Source organism: Acinetobacter sp. WCHAc060033 (assembly GCF_004209125.1).
GTDB lineage: Bacteria > Pseudomonadota > Gammaproteobacteria > Pseudomonadales > Moraxellaceae > Acinetobacter > Acinetobacter wuhouensis.
In genome coordinates this window covers 114,293-137,356 of sequence record NZ_SGSW01000004.1, presented here as the reverse complement: position 1 = coordinate 137,356, position 23,064 = coordinate 114,293, and the positions used below count along the sequence as shown (strand labels likewise).

The 23,064-nt window shown below is 40.0% G+C and carries 18 protein-coding genes and 1 tRNA gene; 17 read left to right on the top strand and 2 right to left on the bottom strand.

The features are described from left to right. The first annotated feature begins 103 nt into the window (after positions 1-103). The 10 genes from EXE10_RS02915 to EXE10_RS02870 all read left to right on the top strand — a co-directional run bounded on the left by EXE10_RS02915 (position 104) and on the right by EXE10_RS02870 (position 13,737). Positions 104-179: transfer RNA gene (locus EXE10_RS02915), tRNA-Trp, on the top strand. A gap of 74 nt (positions 180-253) precedes the next feature. Further along, a complete protein-coding gene (secE, locus tag EXE10_RS02910) occupies positions 254-694 on the top strand; it encodes a preprotein translocase subunit SecE (protein WP_068973912.1) in 441 nt (146 codons plus the stop codon). A 7-nt stretch (positions 695-701) separates the two neighbouring features. Further along, complete coding sequence (gene nusG, locus EXE10_RS02905) at positions 702-1,235, top strand: transcription termination/antitermination protein NusG (protein WP_004718486.1); 534 nt, start codon at positions 702-704, stop codon at positions 1,233-1,235. A gap of 117 nt (positions 1,236-1,352) precedes the next feature. Then, positions 1,353-1,781 (top strand): 50S ribosomal protein L11, encoded by a 429-nt coding sequence (gene rplK, locus EXE10_RS02900; RefSeq protein ID WP_004868049.1) that lies wholly within the window; start codon positions 1,353-1,355, stop codon positions 1,779-1,781. 3 nt (positions 1,782-1,784) lie between these two features. After that, a complete protein-coding gene (gene rplA / locus EXE10_RS02895; protein ID WP_068973911.1) occupies positions 1,785-2,480 on the top strand; it encodes a 50S ribosomal protein L1 in 696 nt (231 codons plus the stop codon). 363 nt (positions 2,481-2,843) lie between these two features. Then, the gene (rplJ, locus tag EXE10_RS02890; RefSeq protein WP_068973910.1) at positions 2,844-3,350 is read left to right on the top strand and encodes a 50S ribosomal protein L10; all 507 of its coding nucleotides are present in this window, start codon (positions 2,844-2,846) and stop codon (positions 3,348-3,350) included. A gap of 48 nt (positions 3,351-3,398) precedes the next feature. Then, positions 3,399-3,770: a 50S ribosomal protein L7/L12 gene (rplL, locus tag EXE10_RS02885; protein WP_068973909.1), complete on the top strand. Its 372-nt coding sequence runs from the start codon at positions 3,399-3,401 to the stop codon at positions 3,768-3,770. A gap of 307 nt (positions 3,771-4,077) precedes the next feature. After that, on the top strand, positions 4,078-8,166 hold the full coding sequence (gene rpoB, locus EXE10_RS02880) for a DNA-directed RNA polymerase subunit beta (protein WP_130112288.1): 4,089 nt from the start codon (positions 4,078-4,080) through the stop codon (positions 8,164-8,166). 156 nt (positions 8,167-8,322) lie between these two features. Continuing rightward, a complete protein-coding gene (gene rpoC, locus EXE10_RS02875) occupies positions 8,323-12,516 on the top strand; it encodes a DNA-directed RNA polymerase subunit beta' (RefSeq protein ID WP_130112287.1) in 4,194 nt (1,397 codons plus the stop codon). An 864-nt stretch (positions 12,517-13,380) separates the two neighbouring features. Next, a complete protein-coding gene (locus tag EXE10_RS02870) occupies positions 13,381-13,737 on the top strand; it encodes a DNA transfer protein p32 (protein WP_068973905.1) in 357 nt (118 codons plus the stop codon). Positions 13,738-13,888: 151 nt separating this feature from the next. Here EXE10_RS02870 and EXE10_RS02865 read toward each other — a convergent pair whose 3' ends face one another. Further along, entirely contained in the window at positions 13,889-14,377 is a 489-nt protein-coding gene (locus EXE10_RS02865) for a PaaI family thioesterase (protein ID WP_068973904.1), read from the bottom strand. Between the two features lie 119 nt (positions 14,378-14,496). Between EXE10_RS02865 and EXE10_RS02860 the strand changes: the two genes are divergently transcribed. The 7 genes from EXE10_RS02860 (at position 14,497) to EXE10_RS02830 (ending at position 21,737) form a co-directional block, all read left to right on the top strand. Next, positions 14,497-15,366: an alpha/beta fold hydrolase gene (locus EXE10_RS02860; protein ID WP_130112286.1), complete on the top strand. Its 870-nt coding sequence runs from the start codon at positions 14,497-14,499 to the stop codon at positions 15,364-15,366. A 179-nt stretch (positions 15,367-15,545) separates the two neighbouring features. Further along, positions 15,546-16,961: a Na+/H+ antiporter family protein gene (locus tag EXE10_RS02855; RefSeq protein WP_130112285.1), complete on the top strand. Its 1,416-nt coding sequence runs from the start codon at positions 15,546-15,548 to the stop codon at positions 16,959-16,961. 373 nt (positions 16,962-17,334) lie between these two features. After that, positions 17,335-17,952 (top strand): OmpW/AlkL family protein, encoded by a 618-nt coding sequence (locus EXE10_RS02850; RefSeq protein ID WP_130112284.1) that lies wholly within the window; start codon positions 17,335-17,337, stop codon positions 17,950-17,952. A 275-nt stretch (positions 17,953-18,227) separates the two neighbouring features. Beyond that, positions 18,228-18,830 carry an OmpW family outer membrane protein gene (locus EXE10_RS02845; RefSeq protein ID WP_165382979.1) on the top strand — a complete coding sequence of 201 codons (603 nt, stop codon included), beginning with the start codon at positions 18,228-18,230 and terminating at the stop codon, positions 18,828-18,830. 137 nt (positions 18,831-18,967) lie between these two features. After that, positions 18,968-19,309, top strand: a complete 342-nt coding sequence (locus tag EXE10_RS02840; protein WP_130112282.1) for a lysozyme inhibitor LprI family protein — start codon at positions 18,968-18,970, stop codon at positions 19,307-19,309. An 82-nt stretch (positions 19,310-19,391) separates the two neighbouring features. Further along, complete coding sequence (gene htpG / locus EXE10_RS02835; protein ID WP_130112281.1) at positions 19,392-21,311, top strand: molecular chaperone HtpG; 1,920 nt, start codon at positions 19,392-19,394, stop codon at positions 21,309-21,311. Between the two features lie 60 nt (positions 21,312-21,371). Beyond that, positions 21,372-21,737: a hypothetical protein gene (locus EXE10_RS02830; protein ID WP_130112280.1), complete on the top strand. Its 366-nt coding sequence runs from the start codon at positions 21,372-21,374 to the stop codon at positions 21,735-21,737. Between the two features lie 60 nt (positions 21,738-21,797). Here the strand turns inward: EXE10_RS02830 and EXE10_RS02825 are convergent, their stop codons facing one another. Beyond that, positions 21,798-22,931: a hypothetical protein gene (locus EXE10_RS02825; RefSeq protein WP_416346094.1), complete on the bottom strand. Its 1,134-nt coding sequence runs from the start codon at positions 22,929-22,931 to the stop codon at positions 21,798-21,800. Positions 22,932-23,064 lie beyond the last annotated feature (133 nt).

Genomic DNA, 23,064 nt, shown 5'->3' with positions numbered 1-23,064 from the left:
CCGTGAAGGTGGTCGTACAGTTGGTGCTGGTGTAGTTGCTAAAGTAACTGCATAATCACATAATGAAATTTGAACCGAGAGTTTAGACTCTCGGTTTATTTATAGGTCAGTAGTTCAATTGGTAGAGCGTCGGTCTCCAAAACCGAATGTTGGCGGTTCGATCCCGTCCTGACCTGCCAGTTTTTAAATAAAAAACTTGATGTCGGCTAAACTGGTCATATAATAAGTCGCGAAACCTACGACGAGTACAAAAATGTCGAATGATAAATCACGTGACGCAAATGGCGGCGCGGCAATTCCTCAAAGCAACAATTCAGCTGAAATGGTGAAGTCAGGTTCTCCATTTGATTTTATTTTGTGGATCATTGCATTGGCTCTATTGGGCGGTGCGTTGATGACAAATCAATATCTTCCAGCATATTGGGCACCAGCAAATAATGTGTGGGTGCGCGTTGGGGTAATTTTAGCTTGTATCATCGTAGCTTTAGGTTTATTATACGCCACCCATCAAGGCAAAGGCTTTGTTCGTTTGCTCAAAGATTCGCGCATCGAATTGCGTCGAGTGACTTGGCCGACGAAGCATGAAACAGTAACCACTTCATGGCAGGTTCTGCTCGTTGTTGTAGTTGCCGCAATTATTTTGTGGTGTTTTGACTATATCATCGGTTGGTTTATGAAGTTTATTATCGGGTAAGAGAGCTATGAAACGTTGGTACATTATTCATGCCTATTCAGGCTATGAAAAACAAGTGATGCGTTCACTTAATGATCGAATCCAGCGTAGCGCTGTTGCTGATAGTTTTGGTGAAGTCCTTGTTCCTACCGAAGAAGTGGTAGAAATGAAGGATGGTAAGAAACGTAAGTCAGAGCGTAAATTCTTTCCAGGCTATGTATTGGTCGAAATGGAAATGAATGATGAAACTTGGCACATTGTTAAAGAATGTCCGAAAGTTTTAGGTTTTATTGGTGGTACGGCTGAAAAACCTGCACCAATTACGCAAAAAGAAGCTGATGCGATTCTTGCACGTGTACACAATAAAGGTGAAGCACCTCGTCCTAAGACGATGTTCGAGCCGGGTGAAGAATTATTGGTTACTGATGGTCCATTCACAGACTTCAAAGGTGTGGTGGAAGAAGTTCAGTACGAAAAATCGCGTTTAACGTTGACGATTAACGTATTTAACCGTCCAACGCAGGTTGAATTGGAATTTCGCCAAGTCGAAAAAACAATTTAATCTAAATCGTTTTAAAGCGCCCGATTTGTTATGGATCGGGCATTGTTGTTGTAACGGTATCGTTACTTGAAAACTTGGGGAGCTCTAAAAGGCGTTTGTACCCAGAGGTAATTTGAAATGGCTAAGAAGATTGACGGCTATATCAAGCTGCAAGTTCCAGCTGGTAAAGCGAATCCATCTCCACCGATTGGTCCTGCACTAGGTCAACGTGGTGTTAACATCATGGCATTCTGTAAAGAATTCAATGCTGCTACACAAAAAGTTGAAGCTGGTCTTCCAATTCCTGTAGTGATTACTGTGTACAACGATAAGTCGTTCACATTCATCATGAAAACTCCACCTGCTGCGATTCTTCTTAAGAAAGCTGCTGGTATCCAAAAGGGTTCAGCTGTACCTAACAAAACTAAAGTTGGTAAGTTGACTCGTGCTCAATTGGAAGAAATTGCGACTACTAAAGAACCAGATTTAACTGGTGCTGATTTAGACGCACGTGTACGTACCATTGCTGGTTCTGCGCGTTCTATGGGCTTGGAAGTGGAGCTATAAGACATGGCTAAATTAACTAAACGTCAAAAAGCCATTGCTGCTGCTGTTGAAGCAAACAAAGTTTACACTTTGGAAGAAGCAGTACAAGTTCTTAGCAGCCTACCTGCTGCAAAATTCAAAGAATCTTTGGATGTTGCGGTAAACCTAGGTGTTGATCCTCGTAAATCTGACCAAGTTGTTCGTGGCGCGACTACACTTCCTGCAGGTACTGGTAAAACTGTACGTGTTGCTGTGTTTGCTCAAGGCGCTGCTGCTGAAGCTGCTAAAGCTGAAGGCGCGGACGTTGTTGGTTTTGATGATCTTGCTGAAAGCATCCAAGCGGGTAACCTTGACTTTGACGTCGTGATTGCTGCACCAGACGCTATGCGTGTTGTGGGTAAATTAGGTACGATCCTTGGTCCACGTGGCTTAATGCCAAACCCTAAAGTGGGTACTGTAACTCCTGACGTAGCAACTGCAGTTAAAAATGCAAAAGCTGGTCAAGCACGTTACCGCGTAGACAAAGCAGGTATCATCCACGCTGCGATCGGTCAAGTAGGCTTTACTGCTGAAGCTGTTCGTTCAAACGTTGAAGCACTTGTTGCTGACCTTAAGAAAGCAAAACCTGCAACTTCTAAAGGTATCTACATTCAAAAGATCACTTTGAGCTCAACTATGGGTCCTGGTCTTGTTGTAGACGTACAGAACGTTACTAAATAAGTTTTATTACTTATTAAAAGAATTTTAAAGCCCTGAGCAGATTTTAAAGCATTGCTTTAAAATCTGCGCAAGAAAGAATTTTTGCTTTATTCGAAGCATAGCTTCTCATCTTGCGGGTCGGCAAAGCTTTGCTTTGCTGATCGCCCCTCAGGCAAACTTTGAATTGATAAATGAATGTTTATCAGCGTCAAAGACCTCAGGCGAGGGGAGTTTTCGGACTCGCTTCTTAAAAGTCCAGTCTGAGTAGACGCGGTGGTGTGATTTTTCCTCCTCCGCGTGTAAGTCCCAATGTTGCAAAACATGAGGCTTACGAATTGGGAGTGCATTCGGTTGAATGCATAAATTACCGCTAGGAGGTTTTCAATGGCTCTTCTTATCGAAGACAAAAAACAGATCGTAGCAGAAGTAACTGAAGTTGCTGCTACTGCGTTCGCTGCTGTTGTTGCTGACTATCAAGGTTTAACCGTTGAGCAGTTAACTACTCTACGTGTTGAAGCTCGTAAACTAGGTGTTAAAACACGTATCGTGCGTAACACTTTGGCTAAACGTGCACTTCAAGATACTCAATTCAATATCTTGAATGATGACCTTGTTGGTCCAACAATCTTAGCTTTCTCTACTTCTGAAGACGACATGGGCGCATCTGCTCGCTTGTTTGAAGAATTTGCTAAAACGAACAAAGCATTTGAACTTAAAGCTGCTGCATTTGACGGCAAACTTTATAAAGGTGCTGAAGTTAGCGTTATTGCAAATCTTCCAAACCAAGAAAAAGCACTTACTATGCTTGCCAATGTTCTTCAAGCTCCTATTTCGAAATTGGGTCGCCTTATTACAGCACTCAAAGAGAAAAACGAGTCAGAAGCAGCTTAAGCTTAAAAATTTTTACACACCATTCAATTTCCATTTGGAGTTATTCTCATGGCTTTAACAAACGAAGAAATCTTAAACGCAGTTGCTGAAAAAACTGTTCTTGAACTTGTTGAACTTATTTCTGCATTCGAAGAAAAATTCAACGTATCTGCTGCTGCTGTAGCTGTTGCTGCTGCTCCTGGCGCTGGCGCTGCTGCTGCTGAAGAACAATCAGAATTCAACGTTGAGTTGACTTCTTTCGGTGCTAACAAAGTTGCTGTAATTAAAGCAGTTCGTGAAGCTACTGGCCTTGGTCTTAAAGAAGCTAAAGATTTAGTTGAAGGCGCTCCTTCAGTAATCAAAGAAGCTGTTTCTAAAGAAGAAGGCGAAGAACTTAAGAAAAAACTTGAAGAAGCTGGTGCTACAGTTACACTTAAGTAATCTTAAGGGGAGTCGATTATTTAAAAATCGACTCCACAAATTGGCTGATGGCTCTTGGGTCATCAGCCTTTTTGCGTTACAATAATCGGCTCGATTTTAGATTGTTTGATGTAAAAATCATCAATTTTAAAAATAAATAAACACAATCAAACGCTTACCAATATTTTTCCATTTTAAAAATATTGTTAAGCGTTTTGTACCACTGAAATTTGCAGCATTTGTATAAAAGTGGTGGTCATATCGACCTGCGTAATTTCTTCTAAGTTCGTTCTGCAGGCGGACTTAGTTTACTTTCCGAGGACTCCAGATGGCATACTCATATACCGAAAAGAAACGGATCCGTAAGAATTTTGGTAAATTGCCCCAAGTCATGCATACTCCGTACTTGCTCGCGATTCAAGTCGACTCGTACAGAACATTTTTGCAAGATGGCAAAACTCCAAAAAATCGCGAAGATATCGGTCTCCAAGCGGCATTTCGTTCAGTTTTTCCTATAGAAAGTTATTCGGGCAATGCTGCTTTAGAATTCGTTGAGTATAGTCTTGGTAAACCAGAGTTCGATGTTCGCGAATGTATTCTTCGTGGCTCAACTTTTGCGGCACCAATGCGCGTAAAAATTCGTTTGATCATCAAAGATCGTGAAACGAAATCAATCAAAGACGTTCGTGAGCAAGAAGTGTACATGGGTGAAATGCCACTCATGACTGAGAACGGTACCTTTGTGATCAACGGTACTGAGCGTGTAATCGTTTCTCAGTTACACCGTTCACCAGGCGTGTTCTTCGATCACGACAAGGGTAAAACACACTCAAGTGGTAAAGTGCTTTATTCAGCACGTATCATTCCTTACCGTGGTTCATGGTTAGATTTCGAATTCGATGCGAAAGATTTAGTTTACGTGCGTATTGACCGTCGTCGTAAATTACTTGCGACTGTTGTATTGCGCGCACTGAATTTCAGCAATGAACAAATCTTGAATATGTTCTATGAAAAAGTGCCTGTATATCTTGATATGGGTAGCTACCAAATCGACTTAGTCCCAGAACGTCTACGTGGCGAAATGGCACAATTCGATATCGTGGATAACGATGGTAAAGCGATCGTAGAACAAGGTAAACGTATCAATGCACGCCATGTACGTCAAATGGAAGCTGCTGGTTTAACAAAACTTTCAGTTCCAGATGAATACTTGTATGAACGTATTACAGCGGAAGATATTGCTTTACGTGATGGTGAAGTGATTGCTGCCAATACAGTGCTTAGCCATGAAATCTTGGTGAAAATTGCTGAAGGCGGTGTTAAACAATTTAACATTCTATTCACCAATGACATCGACCGTGGTTCATTCGTTGCAGACACTTTACGTGCAGATACTACAACAGGTCGTGAAGAAGCGCTTGTTGAAATCTATAAAGTGATGCGTCCAGGCGAGCCACCAACAAAAGAAGCAGCTGAAAACTTATTCAATAACTTATTCTTCTCTACAGAGCGTTATGACTTGTCTCCTGTAGGTCGTATGAAGTTTAACCGTCGTTTGGGTCGTCCTTACGAAGTGGGTACAGATCAGAAGTCTCGTGAAGTTGAAGGCATCCTTTCTAACGATGACATCATTGATGTATTAAAAACTTTGGTTGAAATCCGTAACGGTAAAGGTGAAGTCGATGATATCGATCACTTGGGTAACCGTCGCGTACGTTCTGTTGGTGAAATGACAGAAAACCAATTCCGTGTAGGTCTTGTTCGTGTTGAACGTGCTGTTAAAGAACGTTTGAACCAAGCTGAAACAGATAACTTGTCTCCACAAGATTTGATCAATGCGAAACCTGTTGCTGCTGCAATCAAAGAATTCTTTGGTTCAAGCCAATTGTCTCAGTTCATGGATCAAAACAACCCATTGTCTGAAATTACACACAAACGTCGTGTATCAGCGCTCGGTCCTGGTGGTTTGACTCGTGAACGTGCAGGCTTTGAGGTACGTGACGTACATCAAACTCACTATGGTCGTGTGTGTCCTATTGAAACGCCTGAAGGTCCAAACATTGGTTTGATCAACTCGCTTTCAGTTTATGCGAAATGTAATAACTTCGGTTTCTTGGAAACACCTTACCGTAAAGTTGTTGATGGTCGTGTAACGGATGATGTTGAATATTTATCTGCGATTGAAGAAGTGGGTACTGTGATTGCACAGGCCGATTCGATTGTTGATAAAGATGGTAACTTACAAGAAGAATTCGTATCTGTACGTCATCAAGGTGACTTCGTACGTATGCCGCCTGAAAAAGTAACGCATATGGATGTATCTGCTCAGCAGGTTGTATCTGTTGCTGCGTCACTTATTCCGTTCCTTGAACACGATGATGCCAACCGTGCATTGATGGGTTCAAACATGCAACGTCAGGCTGTTCCTACATTGCTTGCTGACAAACCACTTGTTGGTACAGGTATGGAAGCAAACGTAGCACATGACTCTGGTGTGTGTGTGATCGCGAAACGTGGCGGACGTATTGAGTTTGTTGATGCTTCTCGTGTGGTTATTCGTGTCAATGAAGACGAAATGATCGCGGGTGAAGCTGGTGTAGATATCTACAACCTTATCAAATATACACGTTCGAACCAAAACACTTGTATCAACCAAAAAGTGCTTGTAAGCCTTGGTGATAAAGTGGGTCGTGGTGACGTTCTTGCTGATGGTCCTTCTACCGATGGTGGTGAACTAGCGCTTGGTCAAAACATGCGCGTAGCGTTCATGACTTGGAATGGTTATAACTACGAAGACTCGATCTTACTTTCTGAGCGTGTACTTCAAGAAGACCGTTTAACTTCGATTCATATTCAAGAATTGTCATGTGTTGCGCGTGATACTAAGTTAGGTGCAGAAGAAATTACTGCTGATATTCCTAACGTAGGTGAAGCTGCACTGTCTAAACTTGACGAATCAGGTATCGTTTATATCGGTGCTGAAGTTGCTGCTGGTGACATTCTTGTAGGTAAAGTAACGCCTAAAGGTGAAACTCAATTAACTCCTGAAGAAAAATTGCTTCGCGCAATCTTCGGTGAAAAAGCGGCTGATGTGAAAGACTCATCTTTACGTGTTTCTTCAAGCGTAAAAGGTACAGTTATTGACGTTCAAGTGTTTACACGTGACGGTATCGAAAAAGACGAACGTGCTCAAGCAATTGAAAAAGCGCAGTTAGATGCTTACCGTAAAGACTTGAAAGAAGAATTCAAAATCTTCGAAGAAGCAGCACGTGAACGTATTGTTCGCTTGTTGAAAGGTCAGGAATCTAACGGTGGTGGTACAACTAAACGTGGTGACAAACTTTCTGAAGAATTGTTATCTGGTTTAGAGCTTGTTGAGCTTCTTGAAATTCAACCAGTAGACGAAGCAATCGCTGAGCGTTTAACTCAAATTCAAGTATTCTTGAAAGAGAAGAGCCAAGAGATTGACGAGAAATTTGCTGAGAAAAAACGCAAACTTTCTACAGGTGATGAGCTTACAACTGGCGTATTGAAAGTTGTTAAAGTGTACTTAGCTGTTAAACGTCGTATCCAACCTGGTGATAAGATGGCGGGTCGTCACGGTAACAAGGGTGTTGTATCTAACATCTTACCAGTAGAAGACATGCCGCATGATATCCACGGTGTTCCTGTTGATGTGGTACTTAACCCCCTAGGTGTACCATCTCGTATGAACGTGGGTCAGATTCTTGAAACTCACTTGGGTATGGCTGCGAAAGGTCTTGGCGATAAGATCGACAAGATGATGAAAGAACAACGTACAGTTCTTGAACTTCGTGAATTCTTAGACAAGATTTATAACAAAGTTGGTGGCGAGCAAGAAGATCTTGATAGCTTAACTGATGAAGAAATCTTGGTATTGTCAGGTAACTTGCGTAAAGGTGTTCCTTTAGCAACGCCAGTATTTGATGGTGCAGAAGAAGGTCAAATCAAAGAGTTACTTGAACTTGGTGGTATTTCACGTACAGGCCAAACAGTATTGTATGACGGACGTACAGGTGAACGTTTCGACCGTCCAGTAACTGTTGGTTATATGTACATGTTGAAATTGAACCACTTGGTTGATGACAAGATGCACGCGCGTTCTACAGGTTCTTATTCTCTTGTTACGCAACAACCATTGGGTGGTAAAGCTCAATTCGGTGGTCAGCGTTTCGGTGAGATGGAGGTCTGGGCACTTGAAGCTTATGGTGCTGCTTATACACTTCAAGAAATGCTTACTGTGAAGTCGGATGACGTTGAAGGTCGTACTCGCATCTATAAGAACATTGTAGATGGTAACCATTATATGGATCCGGGTATGCCTGAATCGTTCAACGTATTGACCAAAGAGATCCGTTCTTTAGGTATCAACATTGAACTGAAAAATGGTGACTAAGAAATCTCCCCCAGCCCCTCTTTAAAAAAGAGGGGAGAAGTCCCCCTTTCTTAAAGGGGGGATTTAGGGGGATTTCGAGATTCCCTAAAATCAGTAAAAACAATATTTGTGACCCAGTTGTAGAGTGAAAATCTCCACAACACACGGAGAAAAAAATTGAAAGACTTGCTCGATATCATGCGCAAAAAGACGGACTCAGACGGTCATGCTCCAGTAGAGTTTGATCGCATCCGTATTGGTCTTGCGTCACCAGAAATGATTAAGTCATGGTCTCACGGTGAAGTTAAAAAGCCAGAAACCATTAACTACCGTACGTTTAAACCTGAACGTGATGGTTTATTCTGTGCCAAAATCTTTGGTCCAGTAAAAGATTACGAATGCTTGTGTGGTAAATACAAGCGTATGAAATACAAAGGCGTCATTTGTGAAAAATGTGGCGTTGAAGTAACAACTGCGAAAGTTCGTCGTGAACGTATGGGTCACATCGAATTGGCTTCTCCAGTTGCGCATATTTGGTTCTTGAAATCATTACCAAGCCGTATTGGTTTGCTTCTAGATATGACTTTACGTGATATCGAACGTGTATTGTATTTCGAATCTTATGTGGTTACAGATCCTGGCATGACGCCAATGGAGAAATACCAACTTCTTAACGATGAAGAATACTTCACTGCTTTAGAAGAACATGGCGATGAATTCAGCGCGAAAATGGGTGCAGAAGCTGTTCAAGACTTGTTGAAAGACATCGATCTTGAAGCTGAAATTTCTCGTTTACGTGAAGAAATTCCAAATACAACTTCAGAAACTAAGCTTAAAAAAGCATCTAAGCGTTTGAAGTTGATGGAAGCGTTCAAAGAGTCGAACAACAAACCAGAATGGATGGTGATGAATGTACTTCCAGTACTTCCACCAGATCTTCGTCCGTTAGTTCCGCTTGAAGGTGGTCGTTTCGCGACTTCTGACTTGAACGATCTTTACCGTCGTGTAATCAACCGTAACAACCGTTTGAAACGTCTTCTTGACCTTGCTGCGCCAGATATTATCGTACGTAACGAAAAACGTATGTTACAAGAGTCTGTAGATGCATTGTTAGATAACGGTCGTCGTGGTCGTGCAATTACTGGTTCGAACAAACGTCCTCTTAAATCTTTGGCAGATATGATCAAAGGTAAACAAGGTCGTTTCCGTCAAAACTTACTTGGTAAGCGTGTTGACTATTCTGGTCGTTCGGTAATTACTGTAGGTCCATCATTACGTTTACACCAATGTGGTCTTCCGAAGAAAATGGCACTTGAATTATTCAAACCATTTATCTTTGCGAAACTACAAGCATCTGGTCAAGCAACCACCATTAAAGCTGCGAAGAAAATGGTTGAGCGCGAAACGCCAGAAGTTTGGGACGTTCTAGCATCTGTAATTCGTCAACATCCAGTGATGTTGAACCGTGCGCCAACACTTCACCGTTTGGGTCTTCAAGCATTTGAACCTATTCTGATTGAAGGTAAAGCGATTCGTCTTCACCCACTCGTTTGTGCTGCGTTCAACGCCGACTTCGATGGTGACCAAATGGCGGTTCACGTACCATTAACACTTGAAGCTCAGTTAGAAGCTCGTGCGTTAATGATGTCGACTAACAACATCTTGTCACCTGCGAATGGTGAGCCAATCATCGTTCCTTCTCAGGACGTTGTCTTGGGCTTGTATTACATCACACGTGATGCAATCAATGCCAAAGGTGAAGGCATGGTGTTCGCGGATACTCACGAAGTAAACCGTGCGCTTGCAACAGGTCAAGTTGATTTACACGCTCGCGTTAAAGCACGTGTACACCAAACTGTCATTGATGAAAATGGTAACCGTGAGCAACAAACGATTGTTGTAGATACGACTCCAGGTCGTTGCTTACTTTGGGAAGTTGTTCCTGAAGGTATGGATTTCCAACAAATCAACGTTGAGATGACCAAGAAAAACATCTCTAAATTGATTAACTCTTGCTACCGTAAATTAGGTTTGAAAGATACCGTTATCTTTGCTGACCAATTGATGTACTTGGGCTTCCGTCAAGCAACACGTTCAGGTGTTTCTGTGGGTATGGAAGACATGTTGATTCCACCACAAAAACAAGCAATTATCGAAAAAGCTGAAGTTGAAGTTCGTGAAATCGAACAACAATTTGAACAAGGTTTCGTAACTGCGGGTGAGCGTTATAACAAAGTTGTCGATATTTGGGCGCGTACAAACGACCAAGTAGCGAAAGCGATGATGGATAACTTGTCATTCACCACTGTGAAAAACAAACAGGGTGAAGACGAGAAACAAAAATCATTCAACTCAATCTACATGATGTCTGACTCTGGTGCCCGTGGTTCGGCAGCTCAGATTCGTCAGCTTGCAGGTATGCGTGGTTTGATGGCGAAACCAGATGGTTCGATCATTGAAACACCAATTAAAGCGAACTTCCGTGAAGGTTTGACCGTACTTCAGTACTTCATTTCAACACATGGTGCGCGTAAAGGTTTGGCCGATACAGCACTTAAAACTGCGAACTCTGGTTACTTGACTCGTCGTCTTGTAGACGTAGCGCAAGATTTGGTTATTACTGAGCCTGATTGTGGTACTTATGACGGTCTTGTCATGACGCCGTTCATTCAAGGTGGTGATGTCATCGAGAACTTAGGTGCTCGAGTATTAGGTCGTGTACTTGCTGAAGATGCGAAAAAACCTGGTTCAGATGATGTTATTCTTCCACGTAACACACTCATCGACGAAAAACTTGCGAACTATTTAGAAGAGCAAGGTGTCGATGAAGTGAAAGTACGTTCAGTTGTAAACTGTGCGTCTACTTTCGGTGTATGTGCGAAATGTTATGGTCGTGACTTGGCTCGTGGTCACTTGGTGAACCCAGGTGAATCTGTCGGTGTTATGGCTGCACAATCAATTGGTGAACCTGGTACACAGTTAACCATGCGTACATTCCACGTGGGTGGTGCTGCAAGCCGAACTTCTGCTGCAAACAGTGTTCAAGTTCGTAACAAAGGTACAGTTCGTTTCCATAACGTTAAGACTGTTCAACATGCTAAAGGTCACTTGGTATCTGTTTCACGTTCTGGTGAAATCGGTATTGCAGATGACATCGGTCGTGAACGTGAACGTTATAAACTTCCATACGGTGCGTCTATCTTAATCAAAGATGGCGAAGCTGTAGAAGGCGGCGGTATTGTTGCAACTTGGGATCCGCATACACATCCATTGGTTACAGAAGTTGCTGGTAAAGCACGTTTCAGCCAAATCGCTGATGGCGTAACTGCAACATCGAAGACTGATGATGCTACTGGTATGACGACTGTAGAAATCTTGCCTGTAACAGCACGTCCTGCTTCTGGTAAAGATATGCGTCCTGCAATCGTGTTGGATACAGCAGATGGCGGTGAGCAATTCTACTTCTTGCCACAAAACACGATCGTAACTGTTCGTGATGGTGAAACAATCGGTGTCGGTGACGTTATCGGTCGTGTACCACAAGAATCTTCACGTACTCGTGATATTACCGGTGGTTTACCACGTGTAGCTGACTTGTTCGAAGCGCGTAAACCGAAGGAACATGCAATTCTTGCAGAAGTTTCTGGTGTTGTTAGTTTCGGTAAAGAAACTAAAGGTAAAAACCGTTTAGTGATCACACCTGATGATGGTTCTGAGATCTACGAAGAATTGATTCCAAAATGGCGTCAAATCAACGTGTTCGAAGGCGAGCATGTGAACCGTGGTGAAACCATTTCTGATGGTCCACAAAACCCACATGACATCTTACGTCTGAAAGGTGAAGTTGCATTAACTAACTACATCGTGAACGAAGTTCAAGATGTTTACCGTCTGCAAGGTGTAAAAATCAACGATAAGCACATTGAAGTTATCGTACGTCAAATGTTGCGTAAAGTTGATATCACTGATGGCGGTGATACAAGCTTCATCAAAGGCGAACAAGTGGATTACATCCGCGTTGTGGGCGAAAACCAAGCTGTCTTGGCTCAAAACAAGTTCCCTGCGAAGTTTGAACGTCAATTGATGGGTATCACGAAAGCATCGCTTTCTACGGATTCTTTCATCTCTGCTGCATCGTTCCAGGAAACAACACGTGTGTTAACTGAAGCTGCTGTAACAGGTAAAGAAGATGATTTACGTGGCTTGAAAGAAAACGTTGTAGTTGGTCGCTTGATCCCAGCAGGTACTGGTCTTGCATACCATTTAGAACGTCGTCGTCAAGAAGCGGAAGCTGCTGAACATGAATTGGTGAATGACTTCTCTGAAGTTGACCAAGCATTCTCTCAAGCTTTAAATGAAGATTCTTTCTAAGAACGCATTTAGATTTTGAAATGAAGAAGACGCCTTAGGGCGTCTTTTTTTGTATACTCAAAATGAAAAACCTTTATAAAATTTGAGTACACCATTATTTTCATGATCCAATATATGTAAGCTTATAATTTAAAATAAAAAAGGAGAATAAATATCGATGCTACCGCTTTGTAATACCACACTATGGATGGTGAGTCTGGTCTCGATCTTTTGGATTACTATACTGTTGATTCTTGAAATTGTAAGATATATCAATCAATTTTATAAAGAGCCTACTGGTCAATGGACATCATTCTGGATATTTACGGATCGGATGTTGAATAATGAAAGGTTTTCGCTCAGCCTAAAATGGCATCGAACTCTTGTCATCGTGTGCTTTCCAATAATACTATTTATTCTGTTCTCTTTGATGTTTATGCCAGAGATGAGTTTTTATGGCGTACTGATGATGTTAGGGGTGAGCTATTTTATATTTCTATCCTTACTTGGACTTTTTAAACTTCAAGAGTCGTGGATCTCAAATTTGGCAGTAAAATTTCAAACTCTATTCATCATCAGCATGATTATTGTATTCGCTCTATTCATTAGTTCTCTGTCGGCTATTCAGCTATGTTTATGATAGTCTTCTGAAATAGAATGATTTAACGATAAATTCAGATGAAAACAAGAATAACTTTTCTAAATATTCCGTATTGTTGAATTTTAAATTTGGGCATCGCAGTTACAAACGAATGTCAAAAATCTAATATTTTTCCATTAATTTGTGTTTCTATGGCGTAATATTATTTTAAAGCGACTCTATATTTTAACAGTTGTGTTGATGAGAGTATTAAAGCTGTAGAGTTAAGCTAAAGGAGAGAAGACATGAAAAAGACAGTAATGATCATGATGTGCGCAAGCTTACCGTTAATGATGCTGACTGGTTGTGAAAACATGTCTGCAAACGACAAGCGTATCGCTTCTGCTGCACTTGGTGGTGCAGTGGGTGGTGGTGTAGGTAATCATGCAGGTAATGGTGTCGGTGCTGCAGTCGGTGCTGGCGGCGGCGCAGCTGTCGGTAGCAAGGCTAATAATGGCTCAAACCGTAATGCAACATATAGCGGTGTAGGCGCAGGTATTGGTGCTGTGCTTGGTAAAGGCATCTTCGGTGGAGATACTGGTGCTGCAATTGGTGGTGCAATCGGTGGTGGCGCTGGATCTGCAATCGAAACCAAGAAGTAATTTAATATAGAAATTATGTACTTGAGATAAAATAAGCGCAAATTGCGCTTATTTTTTTTGTGTATAAATGATAGGTGCTTAATCGAATAGCGATGATTATAAGAATAGACTAAAAAAATATTTGGAGAGCGGATGCGTTTAGAAAGCGATTTTAGCGTTTAAATGGCTTTGATTTTTTTCTACGGATATACACAGTCTTTTGAACTTCTGCGATTCTTAGTCCAGAATCATCAAAAATATTTAAAGTGTAATTTCGATAAACGGGTTGGTAATTATCAGCCAGTTTTTTGATGTGATCAATTTCATTTAAATCTAGGCGAATATCTGCATAGACCGTGCTCCGTCCTGGTGAGAGAAAATTAATGGTTGCCGCTTTGTCCCAAACGATATATTTAGGTCCAAGATGATGCATCAAAATTAACATATAGAATGGATCAACCATCGAATATAGGCTACCGCCAAAATGTACACCGACAACATTCTGATTGCGCTGAGTTAAAGGCATTTTGACACGAACGTGAAAATTTTTGAGATCAATTTTATCAATCTCGATACCAGCACCCTTATAAGGTGAATAGTGATTCAACATAAACTTAGAGACAAAGGGGATTGTCTGTAGTTTTTTGATTAGTGAATTCATGGTCAATTCTAGTTATCTATTTTTCAACCATAATAAAGAACAGAATGGAAAGAGGCATTGATCGAAATGCCCTATACCATAAAATCATAGTCAATGGTTAAAACAATAAAGGTGAGTCGATGCAAGCGCAAAGTTATTGGATTTCCACTCAAGATCAACAAAAACTATATGCAAAAACATGGGGCAATGTTGAAAAACCGGCTTTAGTCTTGGTACATGGTTATCCCGATAATCAGGAAGTTTGGGAACCGATCATTGAAAATTTAATCAATGATTTTTATATCGTGACTTATGATGTACGTGGTGCAGGTGAGTCGAGTGTACCAAAGCGTATTCGTGATTATGCATTACCGCGTTTGTCTTTAGACTTAGAATGTGTGGTCAATGAGCTTTTACCAAATCGTAGCTTTCACTTAGCCGCACATGATTGGGGTTCTATTCAGTCATGGGAATCAGCCACTGAAGCAAAATTTAAAGATCGTATGTTGTCTTATACGACGATTTCTGGTCCATGTTTAGATCATGCTGCTTTCTGGATGCGCGATCAATTTGCCAATCAAAAAAGTAAATTTTTCAAACAATTATTTAAGTCTTGGTACATTGTTGCATTTCAACTGCCGATCCTAGCACCTACAGTTTGGCATTTCTTTAATCCTGAGCGTTGGGGCATGGTACTGAGCCAGTTGGAGAAGACGAAAGGCTTACCATTAAATCAAAATATTTCTAAAGATGGTGAACATGGGATTAGTTTATATCGTGCTAATTTTATTCCACGTTTAACACGACCACGTCAGCGTCATGCAATATGCCCTGTACAGGCAGTGGTGTTAAAGCGTGATAAGTTTGTCAGTCCAGAGTTGATCGATGAAATGCCAAAATGGGTCGAAAAATTTGAACGTGTCGAAGTGGATGCAAACCATTGGGCAGTATTGAGTCGTCCAGAAGAAATTGCAGGATATATTGCTCAGTTTGCGACTAAAAATAATTAAAAAGCAATAGATTGATTTTCGTTTTAGAGGTTTAAGTGCTCGCCTGAGTTGACCTTAGAAAAGGTTGCTCAGGCTTTTTTTGGAATTTTTTGGCACATAAATGCAATCTGACTAAAGAATCACAGTAATTGTAGTGAATCTGCTAAAATATCAACTTTCAAATTATCGTAAATTTCTCCATGAACGCTGTCGTTATCGCGATTGCCATGATGTTTATACTCTCATTGGCACGAGTTTCTGTTGTCTTGACACTGGTCATTTCAGCAATTGTTGGTGGCTTAGTTGCAGGTTTAAGTTTAAAAGACACTGTAGAAGCATTTAATGCAGGCTTAGGAGATGGTGCAGAAGTTGCACTGGCTTATGCTGTATTGGGTGCATTTGCACTAGCTTTATCAAAATCTGGCTTACCTGATTTATTGGCACATAAATTAATTGGTTTATTGGGTGGGGAAGCAACTCATAGCAAAGCACGTAAAGTAAAATATTTATTGTTATTTATTTTATTGATTTCTGCGATTTTTTCACAGAACTTGATTCCTGTGCATATTGCATTTATCCCTGTACTTGTTCCACCACTGCTTAAAGTCATGAATCATCTTAAACTTGACCGTCGTGCTGCAGCATGTGTGATGACTTTGGGCTTGGTTGCCACCTATATCTTTTTACCTGTAGGTTTTGGTGCGATTTTCTTAGAACAAATTTTAATGGGAAATATCAACAAAATTGGTGCAGCATATCATCTACATGTTGACCGTTGGATGATGCCAATGGGCATGGCGATTCCTGTTTTAGGGATGGTGGTAGGTACATTGGTAGCGGTATTTATCAGTTACCGTAAACCACGTGAGTATGTTGATCGTCAGGTTAAAACTGTACAAAACATTGACTTGGATAAACCTTTACGTGCAATCAATTCAGATGAATTAAAAGCAGATGCGATTGAGCTTGAAAATGAAGCTAAACAAGCACCTAAAATTGCACCAAAAACCATTTTCATGGCAGTACTTGCCATTGGTTTAACCTTGGCTGCACAACTGTATTCAGGCTCAATGATTTTGGGTGGATTGGTTGGTTTCGCTGTACTGTCTGCATCAGGTATTTTCAAATGGCAAGATGCAGATGATGTCTTTGTACAGGGTATGCGCATGATGGCATTGGTGGGTTTTATCATGATTTCTGCGGCAGGTTTTGCATCAGTTATGACCCATACTGGCGATATTAATAGCTTGGTGAATGGCGTGGTTCATATCATTGGCGATAATAAAGCACTCGCTGCATTCTTGATGCTATTTATCGGTTTGTTTGTCACGATTGGGATTGGTTCATCATTCTCAAGTGTGCCTGTACTCGCGGTGATTTATGTCCCATTGTGCGTTCAATTTGGCTTCTCGCCTCTAGCAACCGTTGCTTTGATCGGTACTGCTGCTGCACTCGGAGATGCTGGTTCTCCTGCGTCAGATTCGACTTTAGGGCCAACAGCGGGCTTGGGTGTAGATGGTCAGCATGATCATATTTGGGATACAGTTGTTCCTACATTTATTCACTTTAATATTCCATTATTAATTTTTGGTTGGATTGCAGCTATGGTGTTGTAATACATCTCATTCATTGATTTAAAGCTATTCTTCAAGTGATTGAGAATAGCTTTTTTGTATTTGGTCTGAAATATTGGCTAGTTATGAGAAATATCGCTTAATTTTATTAAATATACTTTTTTATAATAATTCTATTTATTAGAATATCTAATTAATTTTTTGATAAAAGTCTATTAAAATGATTGGTTTTATTTAAAAATAAAATCATATTAATTAAGTTGGTATTAAAACCAACCTTAAAGCTATGATTAAAATAAATTTACTTATATAACAATTATTTAAAAATAATAATATTATTAAAACTTAAATAGATATTGCAAGATTATTAATACCTGTGTTTAATGCAATTAATAACAACGATGGGGTATTAATAATGTTGAAACAAGTCGCTATTATTGCATTAATGGGAATGTCTGCTTCTGCTATGGCAGGTCAATGGCAAGTGAAAGTAGGTGGTTCTGTAATTGCACCGACTACAGATAGTGATGTTGCTGGTGTAGGTACAGTAAAAGCTGATCATGAATTTGCATTTACGCCATCTGTTGAATATTTCTTTAATGATAATATTTCGACTGAATTGCTTTTAGCTGCACCTATTAATCATGATGTTTCTATTGATGGTGCGGACGCTGTAAAAATTAAACACTTACCACCAACAGTAACTTTTAAATATAATCTTAAAAACTCAACCCGTTTTACCCCTTATATCGGTGTAGGTGGTACAGCATTTGTTGCTTGGGATGAAAAAACTAAAGGTGATTTAGCTGATTTAGGCGCTAAAGTTAAAGTGAAAGAAGATTTCGGTTTTGCAGGGCAAATCGGCTTTAACTTCCAACCTGCTGATGCAAAAAATTGGGGTGTATTCTTTGATGCACGTTATGCTCAGTTAAGCCCAGAAGTTAAAGTAAAAGTAGGTAAAGACACAATTGCTAAATTCGATCTAGACATCGACCCAATGGTTTATACTCTTGGTTATAGCTACAAATTCTAAGTTTTAGTTCTTAAAATTTAGTTTAAAAACTCGGTATATTTGCCGAGTTTTTTATTGAGTAAAAGATCAGACAGAAATATAGAAACTGAATTTACTTAGCATTTTTTATTTAAAAAATTTATTTCGATATAGAAACCTAGAATTATTATTTTTGAATTCTTTTTGATGCACTTACATTGGTAGCTGTTCAGATCAAGTGATGATCAGCACACACTTATTTAAAAGACCATAGAAAAGAATCAAAGAGGTTAAAATATATGTTTAAAAGATCAACAATACAAAAATCACTTTTCGTTGTTGCACTGAGTTTCTGTGCAGTTTCAACGAGTTTTGCATCGAATTGGCAATTAAAAGTCGGTGGAAGTTTATTAGCGCCTGCCAGTAATAATGGCACACTTGCTGGTGCAAAAGCCGATGTGAGCTATGAATATAATTTAACCCCTTCTGTTGAATACTTTTTTGGTGATTCACCTTTTTCGGCAGAACTGCTTCTCGCTGTTGCACCCTTTAAACATGACATTAAATTAGATGGCGCTGAAGCTGCAACATTTAAGCATTTACCACCAACAATCACTGCAAAATATCATTTAAAAAATAGTACTCACTTCACGCCGTATATAGGTGTTGGGTTGACAGTTGCAGTGCCTTGGGATGAGAAGTTAAGAGGAAGTAACTCAAAATTAGAGGCAGATGTGACTTATGGTGTAGCAGGGCAATTGGGCTTTAATTTCCAACCTGCTGATGCCAAGAACTGGGGCGTATTTGCTGATGTACGCTATGCGCAAGTCGAAAGCGATGTGAAACTAGATGGTAAAGACATCGGCACTTTAGAGGTGAATCCTTTGGTGTATACGCTGGGTTATAGTTACAAGTTTTAAGATTGAAAATGTATATAAAACCTTGGTCTAGCTCAGGTTTTATATACAATAATATTCAAAAATGATGCTTTTTGTACTGGTTGAAAATGTAGATTTTAATTATTCTGTAGCTTATTCATTGTTGTTGTCGAAGACTTATGAAAGCTTTGATTTTCATTCTATTAGGCTTATTGAGTGGTATATCTATCAGTCATGCTGCCAGTTTTAATTGTGAGCACGCGCAGACTCAAACTGAACATACGGTATGTGAACAATTGAGTTTGAATGATGCCGATGTAAAAATGGCAACGACCTATAATATTATTCGTAAACTTGTCCCGATGGGGACGCGTGGTGTCATTCAAGATCAACAAGTGAAATGGTTACAGCTTCGAGATCAATGCCAAGACAATGTGAATTGCTTAACCGAAGTCTATAAAATGCGCCAGCAGAAGTTGGATATTTACATGAACAATATTTATAAACAGGGACCATTTTAATTTTTGGCGAAACCTTGAAAATCAATAAAATCACTCCATTCATATAGCAATTGATTTTTAGTTTGCGTGAAAGGAGTGAAGAATGAGCGAACAAACAACACAAAAACATAGCTTCCAGGCGGAAGTGGCTCAACTTTTACATTTGGTGACCCATTCTCTTTATTCAAATCCTGAAATTTTCCTCCGTGAATTGATCTCTAATGCTTCTGATGCATGTGACAAATTACGTTTTGAAGGGATTAATCATCCTGAATATTATGAAAATGATCCTGACCTACATGTCCGTGTTAGCTTAGACAAAGATGCGAAAACCATTACTATTTCAGACAATGGGATTGGCTTAACTCAACAAGAGGCGATTGATAACCTCGGTACGATTGCCAAATCGGGCACCAAAGACTTCATGTCGAAGTTGTCAGGCGATCAAAAAGCTGATGCACAATTGATTGGTCAGTTCGGTGTAGGTTTCTATTCAGGCTTTATCGTGGCTGAGAAAATTACGGTTGAATCACGCCGTGCGGGTGAACCTGAGTCTGATGGTGTACGTTGGACCAGTGGTGGTACAGGTGATTTCGAAGTTGAAGTGATCAATAAGGCTTCACGTGGAACAGATATTATTTTGCATTTGCGTGATGATGCACTTGAGTATTTAGAGTCTTATAAAGTTAAGCAAATCATCAATAAATATTCTGATCACATCAGCTTGCCAATCGAAATGCAAAAAGAAGTATGGCAGGAAGAAGAAGTTGTTGAGGGTGAAGAGCCTAAAGGCGGTCAATATGTGAAAACTGATGAGTGGGAAGCAATTAACTCTGCAAGTGCTTTGTGGACACGTAATAAATCAGAAGTAACCGAAGAGCAATATGTTGAGTTCTATAAGAATTTAACCCATGACTTTGAAGCACCTTTGGCTTGGGCACATAACCGTGTCGAGGGCAGCACTGAATATACTCAATTGCTTTATATTCCAAGTAAAGCAGCGAGCAATATTTTCACACGTGAAGCCAAAGCAGGCATCAAGCTGTATGTGAAACGTGTATTCATCATGGATGAAGCGGATAATTTAATTCCAAATTATTTACGTTTCGTACAAGGTGTGGTGGACAGTGCTGATTTACCATTAAATGTCAGCCGTGAGTTATTGCAAGAAAGCCGTGATGTGAAAACCATTCGTGAAGGCAATACCCGCCGTGTCTTGACCACTTTGGATGGCTTGGCAAAATCTGAAGATGCCGCAGACCAAGAGAAATTCAAAACTTTCTATGCTGAATTTGGTTCAGTGATCAAGGAAGGTTTGGGCGAGGACATGGGTAACCGTGACCGTATTCTTAAACTTTTACGCTTCTCTACTTCAACCAATGATGAAGTTTCAACGTCACTTGAAGCCTACAAAGCACGTATGAAAGACGGGCAAAAAGCCATTTACTACGTGACTGCGGATAGCTTGGCAGCAGCGAAAAATTCACCACAACTTGAATTGTTCCGTAAAAAAGACATCGAAGTATTGTTAATGGCGGATCGTGTTGATGAATGGGCAATGGAGTTTGTTCATGAGTTTGATGGTACACCGATGCAAAACGTGGCAAAAGGTGCAGTTGATCTTGGTGACTTACAAGATGCCGAAGAGAAGAAAGCCCTTGAAGCAGCCGCAGAACAGTTTAAGCCTGTGGTTGATAAATTGTCTGACTCACTCAAAGCCAAAACCAAAGAAGTGCGTGTAACGACTCGTCTTGTTGATTCTCCTGCGTGTTTGGTGACAAGTGAAGGTGAGCTTTCGCCACAATTGGTGCGTATGTTGAAACAAGCTGGTCAAGCCGTACCAGAATCTAAACCGATTCTTGAAATTAACCCTGAACATCCTTTGGTGAAAAAATTGGAAAGTTCAGCGCAGTTTGATGATCTTGCTAATGTAATTTTCGATCAAGCCGTGATTGCAGAAGGTGGTTTACCTGATGATCCTGCGGAATATGTAAAACGTATTAACAATTTATTGCTGAAATAAGTCGTTATTTGTGTCGAGAGAGCCTATCGTAACGATAGGCTTTTTTATGAATAAAAAATAATGAAATGGATAGTATGGGTTTTGAGTATTTTGATTTCTGCTGAAGTTTTTGCACAGCAGTCTTTGGGACGTAATTTAGAATTGAGTTTTGAAGAAGGAATTTTAAGAGAAAAAGTGGTTAAACCCTTATTAAAACAAAATAAGGAAACACAACAAAAGTATCGTTATTGTTTGGAAAGTTTAAAATCGAAACATTGTACACCATTGAGCATAACTGAATCTTCGAGTTTTGCTCAAAGTTGGATTGGTCAAAAAATTAAAGTCACAGGTAAACTGAAAGAACAATATGAGGTAGACGAAAAGACAGGGCTTAAACTGCATTCGGTTTTTGTTTTAGATGTAATTGATGCTCAGCAAGTACGTTAAAATAAAGAGTGGATAAGTCTCAACTTATCCACAGTTGTTTAAATTATTTCCATTCTCGGCTTAAAATAATGCCTCAAGCCGTACCAAGGCACTTGGATAATGACTCTTGTCTTCACGATGATCGTTGAAATAGTTAAGGTCACCTTGCACATAGAACCATTCACGCCATACAGGTTGACGCCATGATACAAAAGGTCCCCAACTGTTTAGACGCAAATCATCATTATTATAAAAACCACCGGTATAGATGCCGTAGTTAAAACGATTACCTTTAAAGAATTGATGCTGACGATAGGTACGGTTGTCCCAAGTTAAATCATCATCTTGTTCATCTGCATAGGTGATATAGAACTGATTAGATAAAAAAGCCTGATCTGGACGAGCATGAGTCAGTTCTAGATTTGTCCGTAAATAATTTTCACTGTCGATACCATAACGATAAATTTGTTCCGCATGGAAATAGAAATCATTGGCTAGTTTCCAATCCTTTTCAGCTTTTAATCGAGCGTAGATATCATCACCAGAACGAATACCCAAGTCAGCATCGACATCAAAAGGTAAGCGTTTAGACAGTTGTGACCAACGAAGTGCAATCGAGCTGTTGTCATCACGGATTTTTTTACTATCGACTGATTTATCGGGATTACGATCTGTCCCGCTTCCTGTAATTGCAATATTGTTTTCGATTTCATCGTCTAAAGAATCGTCACCGAATACCACACTGAGACGATTTTCTAAGGTCGGTAATTTAATTTTTCCTCGAATACGAGGACTAAAGTCATAGTTATCGTGCTTATTCCATCGGTTATCGAGTAATACTCTCAACGAAGCTGTAGCAGGCTTAGTTGGATCGGTTTCACCAAACCAACTGTCCATTTTATTGGCTGTGCGATCGACCCAGTTTCGAACACTCTTTTGTTTTTGGTCTGCCCATGTTTGATTTTCAGTTTCAGATGTTGGAGGCACGATAGCCAGATTTGATTGTTCTGGGAGAAAAGTAGGTGTTGAATCTACGAGCTGAGGAATATATTCCCAGATATTAAAATAGGGGTTTTTCGTTACAGTTGTAGACGTTTCTTGAAATTCGTCATTAGAATCAATTATTTCTGATTCTGCATAAGTTTGACCAAAGAGGCTACTGGTAATAATACTGAATGCAAAAATTGAAAGCTTAAACTTGATAGAATTCATCATTCATCAATAACCTATTTTTCTGTTTGGTATATAAAACTAATACTACATTCTAATAAAAAAATCAGCTTGATTTAAAGAAGTATTTTGTCAAAACAAATTGAAATCTTATGTAGAAATAGGTGTAGGTGATTGA